Annotated in this window: 15 protein-coding genes; 9 read left to right on the forward strand and 6 right to left on the reverse strand. The window is 65.6% G+C overall.

Annotated features, from left to right (window positions below; all coding sequences use genetic code 11):
• The first annotated feature begins 14 nt into the window (after positions 1-14).
• From AC2CGW_RS09250 to AC2CGW_RS09260, 3 genes are all read left to right on the forward strand, one after another.
• Positions 15-2,432 (forward strand): glucose/quinate/shikimate family membrane-bound PQQ-dependent dehydrogenase, encoded by a 2,418-nt coding sequence (locus tag AC2CGW_RS09250; RefSeq protein WP_288376792.1) that lies wholly within the window; start codon positions 15-17, stop codon positions 2,430-2,432.
• A 78-nt stretch (positions 2,433-2,510) separates the two neighbouring features.
• Positions 2,511-3,761, forward strand: coding sequence for a carbohydrate porin (locus tag AC2CGW_RS09255; protein ID WP_186708511.1), 1,251 nt, complete (start codon positions 2,511-2,513; stop codon positions 3,759-3,761).
• A gap of 111 nt (positions 3,762-3,872) precedes the next feature.
• Positions 3,873-4,490: a LysE family transporter gene (locus AC2CGW_RS09260; RefSeq protein WP_186708510.1), complete on the forward strand. Its 618-nt coding sequence runs from the start codon at positions 3,873-3,875 to the stop codon at positions 4,488-4,490.
• 3 nt (positions 4,491-4,493) lie between these two features.
• On the opposite strand, the gene AC2CGW_RS09265 is transcribed toward AC2CGW_RS09260, so the two are convergent.
• The 3 genes from AC2CGW_RS09265 to AC2CGW_RS09275 are packed head-to-tail and all read right to left on the reverse strand — an operon-like array spanning position 4,494 to position 6,218.
• Positions 4,494-4,895 (reverse strand): hypothetical protein, encoded by a 402-nt coding sequence (locus AC2CGW_RS09265; protein ID WP_186665150.1) that lies wholly within the window; start codon positions 4,893-4,895, stop codon positions 4,494-4,496.
• Between the two features lie 52 nt (positions 4,896-4,947).
• Complete coding sequence (locus AC2CGW_RS09270) at positions 4,948-5,700, reverse strand: anti-sigma factor family protein (RefSeq protein WP_288376793.1); 753 nt, start codon at positions 5,698-5,700, stop codon at positions 4,948-4,950.
• The gene (locus AC2CGW_RS09275) at positions 5,697-6,218 is read right to left on the reverse strand and encodes a sigma-70 family RNA polymerase sigma factor (RefSeq protein ID WP_186665152.1); all 522 of its coding nucleotides are present in this window, start codon (positions 6,216-6,218) and stop codon (positions 5,697-5,699) included. Before AC2CGW_RS09275 ends, AC2CGW_RS09270 begins: the two co-directional genes overlap by 4 nt.
• A gap of 130 nt (positions 6,219-6,348) precedes the next feature.
• On the opposite strand from AC2CGW_RS09275, the gene AC2CGW_RS09280 reads away from it, so the two are divergent.
• The 5 genes from AC2CGW_RS09280 (at position 6,349) to AC2CGW_RS09300 (ending at position 10,121) form a co-directional block, all read left to right on the forward strand.
• A complete protein-coding gene (locus AC2CGW_RS09280; RefSeq protein ID WP_484573919.1) occupies positions 6,349-7,395 on the forward strand; it encodes a catalase family peroxidase in 1,047 nt (348 codons plus the stop codon).
• Positions 7,392-7,925 carry a cytochrome b gene (locus tag AC2CGW_RS09285; RefSeq protein WP_484573920.1) on the forward strand — a complete coding sequence of 178 codons (534 nt, stop codon included), beginning with the start codon at positions 7,392-7,394 and terminating at the stop codon, positions 7,923-7,925. Before AC2CGW_RS09280 ends, AC2CGW_RS09285 begins: the two co-directional genes overlap by 4 nt.
• 56 nt (positions 7,926-7,981) lie before the next feature.
• On the forward strand, positions 7,982-9,193 hold the full coding sequence (locus AC2CGW_RS09290; RefSeq protein ID WP_484573921.1) for an MFS transporter: 1,212 nt from the start codon (positions 7,982-7,984) through the stop codon (positions 9,191-9,193).
• An 88-nt stretch (positions 9,194-9,281) separates the two neighbouring features.
• On the forward strand, positions 9,282-9,827 hold the full coding sequence (locus tag AC2CGW_RS09295) for a cupin domain-containing protein (protein WP_063545119.1): 546 nt from the start codon (positions 9,282-9,284) through the stop codon (positions 9,825-9,827).
• Between the two features lie 6 nt (positions 9,828-9,833).
• On the forward strand, positions 9,834-10,121 hold the full coding sequence (locus AC2CGW_RS09300; RefSeq protein ID WP_186719152.1) for a DUF7693 family protein: 288 nt from the start codon (positions 9,834-9,836) through the stop codon (positions 10,119-10,121).
• On the opposite strand, the gene AC2CGW_RS09305 is transcribed toward AC2CGW_RS09300, so the two are convergent.
• Both AC2CGW_RS09305 and AC2CGW_RS09310 read right to left on the reverse strand, forming a co-directional pair.
• Positions 10,113-10,703 (reverse strand): 2-hydroxychromene-2-carboxylate isomerase, encoded by a 591-nt coding sequence (locus tag AC2CGW_RS09305; RefSeq protein WP_484573922.1) that lies wholly within the window; start codon positions 10,701-10,703, stop codon positions 10,113-10,115. The genes AC2CGW_RS09300 and AC2CGW_RS09305 overlap by 9 nt on opposite strands.
• 40 nt (positions 10,704-10,743) lie before the next feature.
• Positions 10,744-11,475, reverse strand: a complete 732-nt coding sequence (locus AC2CGW_RS09310; RefSeq protein WP_186708503.1) for an SDR family oxidoreductase — start codon at positions 11,473-11,475, stop codon at positions 10,744-10,746.
• 87 nt (positions 11,476-11,562) lie between these two features.
• Here AC2CGW_RS09310 and AC2CGW_RS09315 point away from each other — a divergent pair, with 87 nt between their 5' ends.
• Positions 11,563-12,123 (forward strand): TetR/AcrR family transcriptional regulator, encoded by a 561-nt coding sequence (locus AC2CGW_RS09315; RefSeq protein WP_186708502.1) that lies wholly within the window; start codon positions 11,563-11,565, stop codon positions 12,121-12,123.
• Between the two features lie 37 nt (positions 12,124-12,160).
• Here the strand turns inward: AC2CGW_RS09315 and nfsB are convergent, their stop codons facing one another.
• Positions 12,161-12,811: an oxygen-insensitive NAD(P)H nitroreductase gene (gene nfsB, locus AC2CGW_RS09320; protein WP_186665163.1), complete on the reverse strand. Its 651-nt coding sequence runs from the start codon at positions 12,809-12,811 to the stop codon at positions 12,161-12,163.
• Positions 12,812-12,903 lie beyond the last annotated feature (92 nt).

Here is a 12,903-nt window from a genome sequence, read left to right on the forward strand (position 1 = left end):
GCGAGATCCCTGGCATGAACGACACACCCCGCGCCTCTGGCGCCTCCACATTCCTTCTGGTCGGGCTGGGCGTCATCATCGCCCTGCTCGGCATGCTCCTGGCCGCGGGCGGCGTCAAGCTGGCCGGCCTGGGCGGCTCCTGGTACTTCCTGATCGGCGGCCTGGTGATGGCCATTGCCGGCCTGCTCATCGCCCGTCGCAAGCCAGCCGGCGCCTGGCTCTACGCCGTGTTTCTGCTCGGCACCTTCATCTGGGCACTGGCCGATGCGGGCCTGGTATTCTGGCCGCTGTTCTCGCGGCTGTTCATGTTCGGCGTCATCGGCCTGGTGGTCGCGCTGGTCTATCCACTGTTGGTGCGTGCCAATGGCGGCAGTGCCGGTCGTCGCGCCTATGCCCTGGCTGCAGCACTGGCAGTGGTGCTGGCCATTGCCGCAGGCAACATGTTCGTCGCTCACCCCAGCGTCGCACCGACCGGCAATGGTCCGGGCCTGACCGCCGTGGAACCGGGCAAGGCGCAGAAGGACTGGGCGCACTACGGCAACACCGAAGGCGGCAGCCGTTTCGCCGCGCTGGATCAGATCAACCGCGCCAACGTCGACAAGCTCAAGGTGGCCTGGACCTACCACACCGGTGATGTCGCGATCAGCGACGGCAACGGCGCCGAAGACCAGCTCACCCCGCTGCAGGTCGGCGACAAGGTGTTCATCTGCACCCCGCACAACAACCTGATCGCCCTGGATGCCGACACCGGCAAGGAACTCTGGAAAAACGCCATCAACGCGCAGTCCAAGGTCTGGCAGCGCTGCCGTGGCCTGGCCTACTTCGATGCCACCGCGCCGATCGTCCAGCCAACCCAACCGCACAGTTCGCCGATCACCGTTGCCACGCTGCCGGCGGGTGCCAACTGCCAGCGTCGCCTGCTGACCAACACCATCGACGGCCGCCTGATCGCGGTGGATGCCGACACCGGCGCCTTCTGCGAAGGCTTCGGCAACAACGGCCAGGTCGACCTCAAGGCCGGCCTTGGCGATGTCCCGGATTCCTACTACCAGCTCTCCTCCGCGCCGCTGATGGCGGGTACCACCGTGGTGGTCGGTGGGCGGGTCGCCGACAACGTCCAGACCGACATGCCCGGCGGTGTACTGCGCGGCTTCGACGTGATCACCGGGCAGATGCGCTGGGCCTTCGACCCAGGCAATCCGCAGGACCGCAACGCCCCTGCCGACGGCAGCACCTACGTGCGCAGCACCCCCAACAGCTGGGCACCGATGTCGTACGATCCGGCGATGAACACGGTATTCCTGCCGATGGGTTCCTCCTCCACCGACATCTATGGCGTGGAGCGCAGCAAGCTCGACCACACCTATGGCGCCTCAGTGCTGGCGCTGGATGCCACCACCGGCAACCAGAAGTGGGTCTACCAGACCGTGCACAACGACCTCTGGGACTTCGACCTGCCGATGCAACCCAGCCTGATCGACTTCACCAAGGACGACGGCAGTACCGTGCCGGCCGTCGTGATCGGCACCAAGGCCGGGCAGATCTACGTGCTCGACCGCGCCACCGGCACACCGCTGACCCAGGTCGATGAAGTCCCGGTCAAGCCGAGCAACATCCCTAACGAGCCCTATTCCCCGACCCAACCCAAGTCTGTCGGCATGCCGCAGATCGGCGCGCAGACCCTGACCGAGTCGGACATGTGGGGCGCCACCCCGTACGATCAACTGCTGTGCCGCATCGACTTCAAGAAGATGCGCTACGACGGCCTGTACACCGCACCGGGCACCGACCTGTCGCTGAGCTTCCCAGGCTCGCTGGGCGGCATGAACTGGGGCAGCCTTTCGACTGATCCGGTGCACGGCTTCATTTTCGTCAATGACATGCGCCTGGGCCTGTGGATCCAGATGATCCCTTCGCAGAACAGTGGCCAGGCAGCCTCCGGTGGCGAGGCGCTGAACACTGGCATGGGTGCCGTGCCGCTCAAGGGCACACCTTACGCGGTGAACAAGAACCGCTTCCTGTCGGTGGCCGGCATCCCCTGCCAGGCGCCGCCGTTCGGTACCCTCACCGCGATCGACATGAAGACCCGACAGATCGCCTGGCAGGTGCCGGTCGGCACCGTCGAGGACACCGGCCCCCTGGGCATCCGCATGCACCTGCCGATCAAGATCGGCCTGCCGACGCTGGGCGGCACCCTGTCCACCCAGGGCGGCCTGGTGTTCATCGCCGGCACCCAGGATTTCTACCTGCGTGCCTACGACAGCAGCAACGGCAACGAGATCTGGAAGGCGCGCCTTCCGGTCGGCAGCCAGGGCGGGCCGATGACCTACGTATCGCCCAAGACCGGCAAGCAGTACGTGGTGATCACTGCCGGTGGCGCGCGGCAGTCGACTGACCGTGGCGACTATGTGATTTCGTACGCCCTGCCGTAGACCGCGTTGCCCCCTTCGCGTGCAAGTCGCTGCGGCCTGCACGCGAAGGGGCCCTCACAGACCATCCGAGACCCTGCAATGTCACCCGCTTTTCGCTTGACCCCTCTTGTCTTCGCCCTGACCAGCACCGCTTCGCTCGCCGCCGACAACACCCTGACCGGTGACTGGGGCGGCCTGCGCCAGCAACTGGAAGAAGACGGCATCCACATCACCGGCGACTACAGCGGCGAAACCGCCTACAACGCCCACGGCGGCCTGCACCGCTCGGCGCGCTACTCGCAGAACCTCAAGTTCGGCGTGCAGTTCGACCTGTCGAAACTGTATGGCCTGGACAACGGCGGCAAGGTCCAGTTGACGGTCAACGACCGCCGTGGCAACAGCGCCTCCGAAGACCTGGTCGGCAACCGTCTGCCGATCCAGGAGAACTACGGCGGTCTCTATACCCGCCTCACCGAACTGAGCTACGAGCGCAGCCTGTTCACCCCGGCCTTGAATCTCAAGCTCGGCTACATGGCCATGGGCAACGATCTCGGCGGCCTGGACAGCGGCATCCTGTGCAATTTCATGAATGCCGGTTTCTGCGGCCATCCGCTGAACATGTCCGGTGGCAGCGGCTGGACCAACTACCCCAACGCGCACCTCGGCGCCCGGGTCAAATACGATCTCTCGCCCTCCTGGCAACTGCGCGTGGCGGCCTTCAACGTCGATCCGCAAAGCAACGGCAACTCCAGCCGCGCCTGGCACCTGGGGCCCAAGCACAGCACAGGCACCGTGGTGCCAGTCGAGCTGGTGTACAAGCACCTGGGCGAACTGCCGGGCGAGTACAAGCTGGGCTATTACTACGACAGCTCCAACGTCAAACGTATCGGCAGCGACCAGGACGTGGCCGGACGCAGCGGCCACTACCTGCTGGTCGACCAGGCGCTGTGGAACGACCCAGCCTCCGCGGGTCGTAGCCTGCATGCGTTCGGCCAATATTCGGCGTCGAGCAAGGCCGCCTCGCCCTTCACCCGCTGGTATGGCGCAGGCGTGGTGTTGTACAAGCCCTTCGAAGGACGCCCGCGCGACACCCTGGCTTTAGGCTATGGACGGGCGGTGCCGAACCCGCGCAGCCGTCAATTGCTGGAAGCGACCGCGTTCGATGCCGGGCGCGACTTCCCCAACCTGGACAGCGCCGAGCAGTTGATCGAACTCAGCTATGGCTACCAGGCCACCGCATGGCTGAACCTGCGTCCGGATGTGCAGTACATCATCGAACCTGGCGCCTTCTCCGGGGAAGCCATCGACAACGCACTGGTCGTAGGGCTGCAGGTCAAGGCGACGTTCTGATAGAGCCGACACGCTCCTGCACGGTAGGGCGCCATTCATGATCGGCCGCTATGCAAGCCGAGCGGAAAGTGGCATATATCCTGGCATCCCCATCCCCAGGAGAACTGCCCCATGCTCGGCGTAACCGACTACGGCGCCTTCGTCATCGCCTTCATCGTCCTCCTGGCCATTCCCGGCCCCGGCAACTTCGCCCTGATCACCGCCACCGGCAAGGGCGGGATCAAGGGTGGCCTGGCGGCGACTCTCGGGGTGATTCTTGGCGACCAGGTGCTGATGTGGCTGGCCGTTGCTGGCGTCGCCACCCTGCTCGCCGCCTACCCGGCCGCCTTTCACGTCGTGCAGTGGGCGGGCGCCGCCTACCTGGCCTGGCTTGGCCTGCGCATGGTGCTGAGCAAGCCCGGCACTGCGCCGCGTGAAAGCCGGATGGACAGCGGCCACTACCTGCGCCAGACCATGATGATCACCCTGCTCAACCCCAAGGCGATCATGTTCTACATGGCCTTCTTCCCGCTGTTCATCGATCCGGTGCAGCATCAGGGCTTCATCACCTTCGCCTTCATGGCAGTGACGGTCGCCGGGCTGACCTTCCTCTACGGCCTGGTCGCGGTGCTGCTGACCCACCACCTGGCCGAGCGTATGCGCGCCAACCCGCGGGTGTCCAACCTGCTCGAGCGACTGGCCGGTGCCTGCCTGGTCGGGTTTGGCATCAAGCTGGCGGCGATGCGCTGAGACTCAGGCGCCGCCGAGCAGGTCATGGGCATCGAGCAGCCGGAAGGCCACTTCCGGATTGCGCTCCAGGCCCTTGCGAATGGCAGCCGGGATCGACTGGCGGGTCTTGCGGCACAGGCCTGGCTGGTCGTCCAGCTCGATGACGAAGCCGCGCATGGTACGTACCTCGTTGTAGCCTGGTGCGATATGCACGCCAATGCCCAATTGCTCAAAGAGGCGTGACTGCAGGTGCTGCAGGTCTTCCAAGCTCTTGAGGTTTTCCAGACGTTCGAGCAGGCGTTTTTCCTCCTGGCGGGTCAGCAGGAGGATACGTTGGGCCTGGGGTGGGTGCGCGTGCAACTGCTCGCGCCCGCAATCACAGGCGCCGGGAGGGCAAGGTTGGCGCAAGGCAGGTGTGCTGGACATGGGCCAAGCATAGCGCTTTCAAATGAATGTTCGCCTCCCCTGGCCATCGGCGCTAGAGACTGACCCCCAGGACCTTGCGCACCTGCTCGCTACGGGTATCATCCGCCGCGCTGACCAGGGCGAAATTGTAGTCGCCATGGGACCAGTAGCGCGCCTCGAGCTGCCCATCGACCCGCTGCCCGCTGGGCATCTGCTCGTAACGCCCGCCTGGCGAGCGCATGAACAGGCTGATGCGCTCGCCTTTTGCGTCCTGGAACACCAGCAATGCCGCCGGGCCGTCCTCGTTGGCCAGCAGACGTGCGCCCACCGGCTGGAAGCCGTATCCGCTGAGGTCCGGCACCTGGCCGACCCGGTTGAAATGCCGCCCCAGCCACGACTGCAACTGTGCCGGGTCATCGGCCTGGACATCAAGGGCCTTGGCATCGGCGAACAGCTTGTGTGCCTGCACCGCGTCGGCCATCGGCATATCGCCCGCCAGCATCGTCGATTCACGTGCCTGCCAGCCCCCAAGCCCGCCAACCCCCAACGCCAGCAACAGGACTGCAGCCGACGCGAAGCGCTGCTGGCGGCGTTGACGCATACGCCGCCGCAGATGGGCCAGTTCCAGTTGCGGATTGTGTGGCATGTCGTTGAAACCGGCGAGCGCCGCACGCAGGCGCCGGGCATCGCTGCGCCAGGCCTCGATCCGTGCGGCCTGCTCCGGATTGGCCGCCAGCCAGGCCTCGACCTCGGCCCGGCGCACCGGCTCCAGGCGCTCGTCGACGTAGGCATGCAGCTCTTGCTCGGTGGGAATCAGGCGAGTCATTTCAGTCTCCGCAAGGCCGGGGACGATGGCTTGCCCTCGGTCAGTTCACGCAACGCGGCACGGGCGCGCGACAAGCGCGACATGACTGTGCCGATCGGAATATCCAGGGCCTGAGCGACCTCCTTGTAGCTCAAGCCCTCGACGCTGACCAGCAGCAACAGCGCGCGCTGCTCGCTGGGCAGGCGGGCGAAGGCCTGCAGGTCGGCCTGGGCCAGCACGATACTCTCGGTCTCGTAGCCCAGCGGCTCCTCGGCCTGCCCGCCGCGACCGAACCAGTTCAACCAGCGCGAGTGCAGGCGATCGCGGCGCTTGCCGTCGAGAAACAGCCGGTAGAGGATGGTGAACAACCAGGCACGCCGGTTCTGTTCCTCTCGCTGCTGGGCGCTGCGGGTGAGCGCACGCTCCACGGTGGCCTGGACCAGGTCGTCGGCACTGCCGCTTTCGCGGGTCAGCCACAAGGCGAAGCGCCGCAGGCTCTGCAGCAGTTCGCGCCATTGTTGTTCATCCAGGTCATGCATGGTCAGGTTCCGGCCCCATGGGCTGTCAGTGTAATGGGCAGACGGGGCGCGAAGAAATCTATTCCCGCCTGGGGAATAAATTTTTCGCTGCCACGTCATACCGACTCATTCACTGACCCGGAACGTCATCATGAACACACCCCTGCAAGGCCCTGCCAAGGCCCTGCGCCTGGCCGCCATAGGCGCCACGGTCGTGGCGCTGGGTGCAGGCTTCGCCTATGCCGCCGGCTGGATCGGCACCCCTGCCCTGACGCCGCAGCGCATCATCGACACCTTCGAAGCCCAGGCCGGCCACCATCCCGGCTATCGCAAGAACCACGCCAAGGGCCTGTGCGTCAGCGGCTACTTCGAAAGCAGCGGCCAGGCGCAGGCGCTGTCGAGTGCGCGGGTATTCAGCCAGGCACGGGTGCCGGTGATCGGCCGCTTCGCCATCGGCGGTGCCAATCCCTACAGCCCCGACGCCGGCGTACCGACCCGCAGCCTGGCGATCCAGCTGAGCACCGACGACGGCCAGGTCTGGCGTACCGGCATGAACAATCCGCCAGTGTTGGCGGTGAGCACTGCGCAAGGCTTCTACGATCTGGTCCTGGCCAGCGGCCCGAGCCCGAGCACCGGCAAGCCGGACCCGGCCAAGCTGCAGGCCTTCTTCGCCGCCCACCCGGAAAGCGCAGCCTTCCGCCAGTGGGCCGCCAGCGCCAAGCCCAGCGACAGCTTCGCCAACACGGACTACAACAGCATCAACGCCTTTCGCCTGATCGATGCCAGCGGCAAGGCGCAAGCCGTGCGCTGGCGCATGGTCGCGCAAACACCCTTTGCCGCCCTGCCCGCCCAGGTCGAGGACAACCTGTACCTGCAACACGATCTGCAACAACGCCTGAGCCAGGCGCCGCTGCGCTGGACACTGCGCCTGTCCCTCGCCGAACCCGGTGACGCCATCGACGACCCGGCCAGCCAATGGCCCGACTCGCGCCGCAGCATCGATGCCGGCACCCTGGTGATCGACCACGTCGATGCACCTGAACAAGGCGCCTGCCGCGACCTCAACTTCGACCCGCTGATTCTGCCCAGCGGCATCGAAGCCTCCGCCGACCCGATCCTCGCCGCGCGTTCGGCCGCCTATTCGGAATCGTTCAATCGCCGCAGCCGCGAAAGTCTCGGCGCAGGAGCCCGCCCATGAAACCGTCCGCCTTCCACCCGCTGGCCCGCCTGGTGCACTGGCTCATGGCGATCCTGATCCTGGCAATGCTGTTCATTGGCGTGAGCATGGTCGGCGACCTGTCGCCACGTCACCCCTGGTTGGTGGAACTGCACAAGGCCACGGGCCTGGCGCTGCTGGCACTGGTGGTACTGCGCATCATCCTGCGCCTGACGCTGCCGCATCCGCCACTGCCCGCCGACCTGCCACCGCTGCAGCGCTTCGCAGCCGGCGCCTCGCACCTGGCACTGTACGGGTTGATGCTGGCCATGCCGTTGCTCGGCTGGGCGATGCTCTCGGCAGGCGGCTACCCACGGCCCTTGCAACTGCCGGCGATCATGCCTCACGACCTGCAGTTGTATGCCGTGCTGCGCCAGGCGCACGGCTGGGCGGGCTACCTGCTGTTCGTCACCATCCTGGCTCACCTCGGCGCAGCGCTGTTCCATGAACTGGTGCGCCGTGACGGCGTATTGCGTAGCATGTGGCCAGGGCCCCTGCGCCGCAGCGACTGAAAAACGCCTGCAGGCGGAACGGGGCCGATACCTTTCCGCCTGCCATGGATGTTTCAATGACCACCGCGAAGGACGCTGCTTCTCCCACCCCGCTTCACGCCCCCGCCCTCGATCTACGCCCGCTGTTGCTGGTGAACATGGCCTGCACCATGTCGATGATGGCGTTCGTCGCCTTGATCGGCCCCATCGCCCGCCTGCTGGGCATGGCCACCTGGCAGGCCGGGGCTGCCGTGACCGTGGCGGGCGTGGTCTGGGTCATTCTTGCGCGCCCCTGGGGCCGCGCAGCCGACCGTCTGGGCCGGCGACGCATCCTGCTGATGGGCAGTGCCGGATTCACCGTCGCTTACTGGCTGATGTGCCTGTTCATCGATGGCGCCCTGCGCTGGCTGCCGGGCGCAACCCTGGCTTTCCTCGGCTTGATGCTGACCCGCGGCCTGATCGGCGCCTTCTATGCCGCGCTGCCGGTGGGCGGCAATGCGCTGATCGCCGATCATGTCGAGCCCGAACGCCGCGCCCGCGCCATGGCCCTGCTGGGCGCGGCCAATGCCGTGGGGCTCGTGCTCGGTCCGGCCCTGGCCGCATTGCTGGCGCGCCATAGCCTGAGCGCACCGTTCTTCATCATGTCGCTGCTGCCGGCCACGGCATTTCTCGTACTGCTGTTCAAGCTCAAGCCGCAGCCGTTGCCCCACAACTATGCGCCGAGCTCCGCACGCCTGGGCGATCCGCGCCTGCGTCGACCGTTGATCGTGGCCTTCAGCGCCATGCTCAGCGTGACCGTGTCGCAGATCACCGTGGGCTTTTTCGCCCTCGACCGTCTGCAACTGAACAGTGCCGATGCCGCCCAGGCCGCAGGCATCGCCCTGACCGCAGTGGGCGTGGCGCTGATTGGCTCGCAGATTCTGCTGCGCCAGTTGGAGTGGCCACCGCTGAAGATGATCCGCGTGGGCGCCAGCATCAGCGCGCTGGGCTTTGCCGCCGGGGCCTTGGCCACCACTGCTCCGGCATTGTGGGCGTGCTTCTTCGTCGCCGCCGCCGGCATGGGCTTCGTCTTCCCTGCCTTCTCGGCGCTGGCCGCCAATGCCATGCAAGCCAGCGAGCAAGGCGCCACTGCGGGCTCGATCAGCGCGGCACAGGGCATGGGCGCGGTAGTCGGTCCCCTCGCCGGGACCCTGGTCTACGCCCTCGATCCGCGCTTGCCGTTCCTGGCCGTGGCCGTGCTGTTGCTCCTGGTCGGGCTGTGGCCTGCGCCCGCCGCCCAGCGCACCTGACAAGCACAGCGCGTTGCCGGTCAGAGTGTGTTTTAATGCGCTGCCCATTATTTTTGACACCTATGATCACTCACTACTCAAGGCGGCTATGGACACTGGGACACGACTCAAACTGGTGCGTGAACGCAACAACCTCTCCCAGCGGGAACTGGCCCGCCGCAGCGGCCTGACCAACTCGACGATCTCGCAGATCGAGCAGAACCGCGTCAGTCCTTCGGTCAGTTCCCTGAAAAAACTTCTCGAAGGCATCCCCATGAGCCTCGCCGAGTTCTTCAGCTTCGATGAACCTGCACGCGAAGAGCGCTACGTGTTCCGCGGCAGCGAGCAACCTGACCTGGGGCGCAACGGCCTGCGCATGTTGCTGGTCGGTGCCAGTGTCGAAGGCCGCCAGATGCGCATGCTGCGTGAGCTCTACGCGCCGGGCGCCGACTCGGGCGAGCCGATCGTGCATGCCGAAGGCGAGGAATGCGGGCTGGTCACCCGGGGTACGGTCGAGTTGTGGGTCGATGGCCAGGTCAGCGTGCTCAACTCTGGCGACGGCTACTACATCCCCACCACGCTACCGCACAGTTTCAAGAACATCGGCCCGGACGAAGCAGAAATCATCAGCGCCAACACCCCGGCGAACTTCTGATCGTTCATGCCCGCTCCCAACAGCCGCGAGATCTACCAGTGCCTGCGTGACGCCGCCCTCGGCGTCCAGGCGCTGGAAGTGCACGAGCGCCTGAGCGATGGTCGGGTCAGGGTACAGATCGGCCACTGGCAACTGATCCTGACCCTCGACGACGAAGGCCTCGCCCATTGCAGCGAATGCCGCGCCCCCGATGGCCGTGAGGCCGAGCGCGGCCACTGGCAACGCTATGGCACCGACCCGGTCGAGCTGCTCAGCATCTGGGAGCGCGAGCAGTTGGAACGGCTGTTAGGTTAATGCTTCTTCGATGAAGTCCAAGCGGTCCTGACCGAAGAACATCTCCCTACCGACAAAACAGATCGGCGCGCCGAACACGCCCCGCTCGACCGCCTCCTGGGTCACCTGCTTGAGCCGTTCCTTGACCTCGACGTCGGCCGCCAGGGCACGAAACGCCTCAGGATCCAGGCCTGCTTCGCGCAGCGTCGCATCGAGCACCTCGGGGTCCGCCAGATTGCGCTGCTGCACCCACAGCCCATCGAACAACACCTTGAGCAAAGGCTCGAGGCGCTCGGGCGAGCGCATCTGCGTGCCGAGTACGCCTCGCATCAGGTTCAGGGTATTGACCGGAAACCCCGTCGGCAGGCTGAACGGCACGCCATAACGGGCAGCGAAGCGTTTCAGGTCGCCGATCATGTAGCGCCCCTTGGCCGGTATCGTCGCCGGCGAGGCATTGCCGGTGGCCTGGAACACGCCGCCCAGCAGCATTGGCCGCAGCGCCAGGGTGGCGCTTCGGCGGGCGCACAGGGCGGGCAATTGGGTCCAGGCCAGGTAGCTGGCCGGACTACCCAGGTCAAAGTAGAACTCGACGCATTTGCTCATGCAGCACTCCTTGTGGCGGAAGGTGGTTGGGCACAGCGGATCACCAGCGTTCGATCCAGGGGCGCAAGTCCAGTTCGAAGGTCCAGGCGTCCCGGGGTTGGGTGTGCAGGTACCAGTAGCTGTCGGCGATATGCGCAGGGTCGAGGATGCCATCCTGGTCCTTCAGGGCGTAGCGCTCGGGGAAGGTGTCGCGAATGAACGCCGTGTCGATGGCGCCGTCGACCACCACGTGCGCCACGTGGATGTTTCGTGGCCCCAGCTCGCGCGCCATGCTCTGGGCCAGTGCGCGCAAGGCATGCTTGGCGCCAGCGAAGGCAGCGAAACCGGCGGCGCCGCGAGTGCCGGCAGTGGCGCCGGTGAAGATCAGGGTGCCGCGCTCGCGGGTGACCATGCGCCGCGCCACCGCCTGGGCAGTAAGAAAACCGGCGAAACAGGCCATTTCCCAGATCTTGAAGTATTTGCGCGGCGTTTCGTCGAGGATGCTGCAGGGCACGTTCGCACCGATGTTGAACACGAAGGCCTCGATCGGGGCGATATCACGCTCGATGGTTTCGACCAGCTCGGCCACCGCCTCTTCCTTGCGTGCATCGGAGCCAAAACCGTAGGCCTGGCCGCCGGCCGCACGGATCTCGTCCACCAGCGGTTGCAGCTTGTCAGCGTCGCGACGGGTCACACAGGCGATATAACCTTCGCGGGCAAAACGCTTGGCGATCTCGCCGCCGGTGGCATCGCCCGCCCCTATCACCAGGACCGCTTTTCGTTGTTCTGTCATCGGCACCCCATTAGTGAACGATCATTTAGTAAACGAACGCTATGCTATGATCGCTGCACCGTCAAGCCAGCATACCGAGGTTCGCGGATGCGCTATTCCACCGATCACAAGCAACAGACCCGCGAGAAACTGCTGGCCAGCAGTGGCGTCCTGGCCAAGCGCGGTGGTTTCGCCAGTACCGGGGTCGCTGAGTTGATGAAGGCTATCGGCCTCACCGGTGGCGCCTTCTACAATCACTTCCCGTCCAAGGATGACCTGTTCAGCGAGGTGGTACGCCGAGAGCTGTGCAACAGCCCGCTCGCCCGCCTGGCCAGCCAGGGCGCCGACCGCGAGCGCCTGCGTCGTTGCCTGAAGCAGTACTTGAGCCTGGCCCACCTGCACAATCCCGAGGGTGGCTGCCCGCTGCCGCCACTGGGGGTCGAGATTGCCCGGGCCGAGCCACCGGTGCGTGAACAGGCCGAGCACTGGTTGCTCGAACTGCAGGCAGCCTGGAGTGAAACGCTTGGGGACGAGCGCAGGGCCTGGGCGCTGATCAGTCAGTGCGTCGGTGCCCTGGTGGTCGGGCGCATGCTGGCCAGCGAAGGGGTGCAGCAACAAGTGCTGGACGCCAGCCGCGACGTGGTCGAGCGGGCGCTGGAGGAAAATTGAAAACCGGGGCAGACCGTAATGGCCTGCCCCGCTTTTTTCAGAGGAAGGTAAACACCGTCTCGGCCGGCAGCCGCGACTTGTTCAGGCCGGCATTGAAGTCATCTTCGCTGCGATACCCAAGGCTCAGCAGCACGACGCTGGTAAAGCCACGCTCGCGCAGGCCCAGCTCAGCGTCCAGCGCCTTGCTGTCGAAGCCCTCGATCGGGGTCGCATCGAGCCCGAGGGCGGCAGCGCCGAGCAATGCGGTACCCAGGGCCAGGTAGGTCTGCTTTTCCATCCAGTGCTGCGTGTCCTTGAAGTCGTAGCGATGCAGGTTCACAAAGCTGCGGCGGGTCAGGTCCTGGCCGGCACGGGCCTGGTCATCGCGAAAACGGCCATCGGCGGCTTCCTGGTCCAGCACGGCGTTCAGGTGCGCCTCGGTCATTTCGGTGCGGGTCGCGAACACGATCACGTGCGAGGCATTGAGAATCTTGGGTGTGTTGTAGGCGAAGGCTTCGGTGCCCTTGGTCAGGCGTGCCTTGCCTTCGGCACTGCCGGCGACGATGAAGTGCCAAGGCTGCGAATTGACCGACGACGGGCTATGACGCAATTGCTCCAGCAGTGCATCGATGGTGGCTTGCTCAATCTTGCGGCTGGCATCGTAGGCCTTGGTGGTATAGCGGCGCTTGGCCAGGGTGACGGTATCCATCGGAACTGCTCCTGTCAGGGAAGGTGATGGCGCGTATCTTATCTTTCCTACAGGAAAGAAAAAGCAGCACAATGCAGCAACACTTTCATTCC

The organism is Pseudomonas sp. SYWMCR5 (assembly GCF_057197165.1).

Excerpts from the sequence above, each read along its gene's own strand:
- AC2CGW_RS09250 (WP_288376792.1), top strand. The coding sequence starts at position 15 with ATGAACGACACACCCCGCGCCTCTGGCGCCTCCACATTCCTTCTGGTC.
- AC2CGW_RS09255 (WP_186708511.1), top strand. The coding sequence starts at position 2,511 with ATGTCACCCGCTTTTCGCTTGACCCCTCTTGTCTTCGCCCTGACCAGC.
- AC2CGW_RS09260 (WP_186708510.1), top strand. The coding sequence starts at position 3,873 with ATGCTCGGCGTAACCGACTACGGCGCCTTCGTCATCGCCTTCATCGTC.
- AC2CGW_RS09265 (WP_186665150.1), bottom strand. The coding sequence starts at position 4,895 with ATGTCCAGCACACCTGCCTTGCGCCAACCTTGCCCTCCCGGCGCCTGT.
- AC2CGW_RS09270 (WP_288376793.1), bottom strand. The coding sequence starts at position 5,700 with ATGACTCGCCTGATTCCCACCGAGCAAGAGCTGCATGCCTACGTCGAC.
- AC2CGW_RS09275 (WP_186665152.1), bottom strand. The coding sequence starts at position 6,218 with ATGCATGACCTGGATGAACAACAATGGCGCGAACTGCTGCAGAGCCTG.
- AC2CGW_RS09280 (WP_484573919.1), top strand. The coding sequence starts at position 6,349 with ATGAACACACCCCTGCAAGGCCCTGCCAAGGCCCTGCGCCTGGCCGCC.
- AC2CGW_RS09285 (WP_484573920.1), top strand. The coding sequence starts at position 7,392 with ATGAAACCGTCCGCCTTCCACCCGCTGGCCCGCCTGGTGCACTGGCTC.
- AC2CGW_RS09290 (WP_484573921.1), top strand. The coding sequence starts at position 7,982 with ATGACCACCGCGAAGGACGCTGCTTCTCCCACCCCGCTTCACGCCCCC.
- AC2CGW_RS09295 (WP_063545119.1), top strand. The coding sequence starts at position 9,282 with ATGGACACTGGGACACGACTCAAACTGGTGCGTGAACGCAACAACCTC.
- AC2CGW_RS09300 (WP_186719152.1), top strand. The coding sequence starts at position 9,834 with ATGCCCGCTCCCAACAGCCGCGAGATCTACCAGTGCCTGCGTGACGCC.
- AC2CGW_RS09305 (WP_484573922.1), bottom strand. The coding sequence starts at position 10,703 with ATGAGCAAATGCGTCGAGTTCTACTTTGACCTGGGTAGTCCGGCCAGC.
- AC2CGW_RS09310 (WP_186708503.1), bottom strand. The coding sequence starts at position 11,475 with ATGACAGAACAACGAAAAGCGGTCCTGGTGATAGGGGCGGGCGATGCC.
- AC2CGW_RS09315 (WP_186708502.1), top strand. The coding sequence starts at position 11,563 with ATGCGCTATTCCACCGATCACAAGCAACAGACCCGCGAGAAACTGCTG.
- nfsB (WP_186665163.1), bottom strand. The coding sequence starts at position 12,811 with ATGGATACCGTCACCCTGGCCAAGCGCCGCTATACCACCAAGGCCTAC.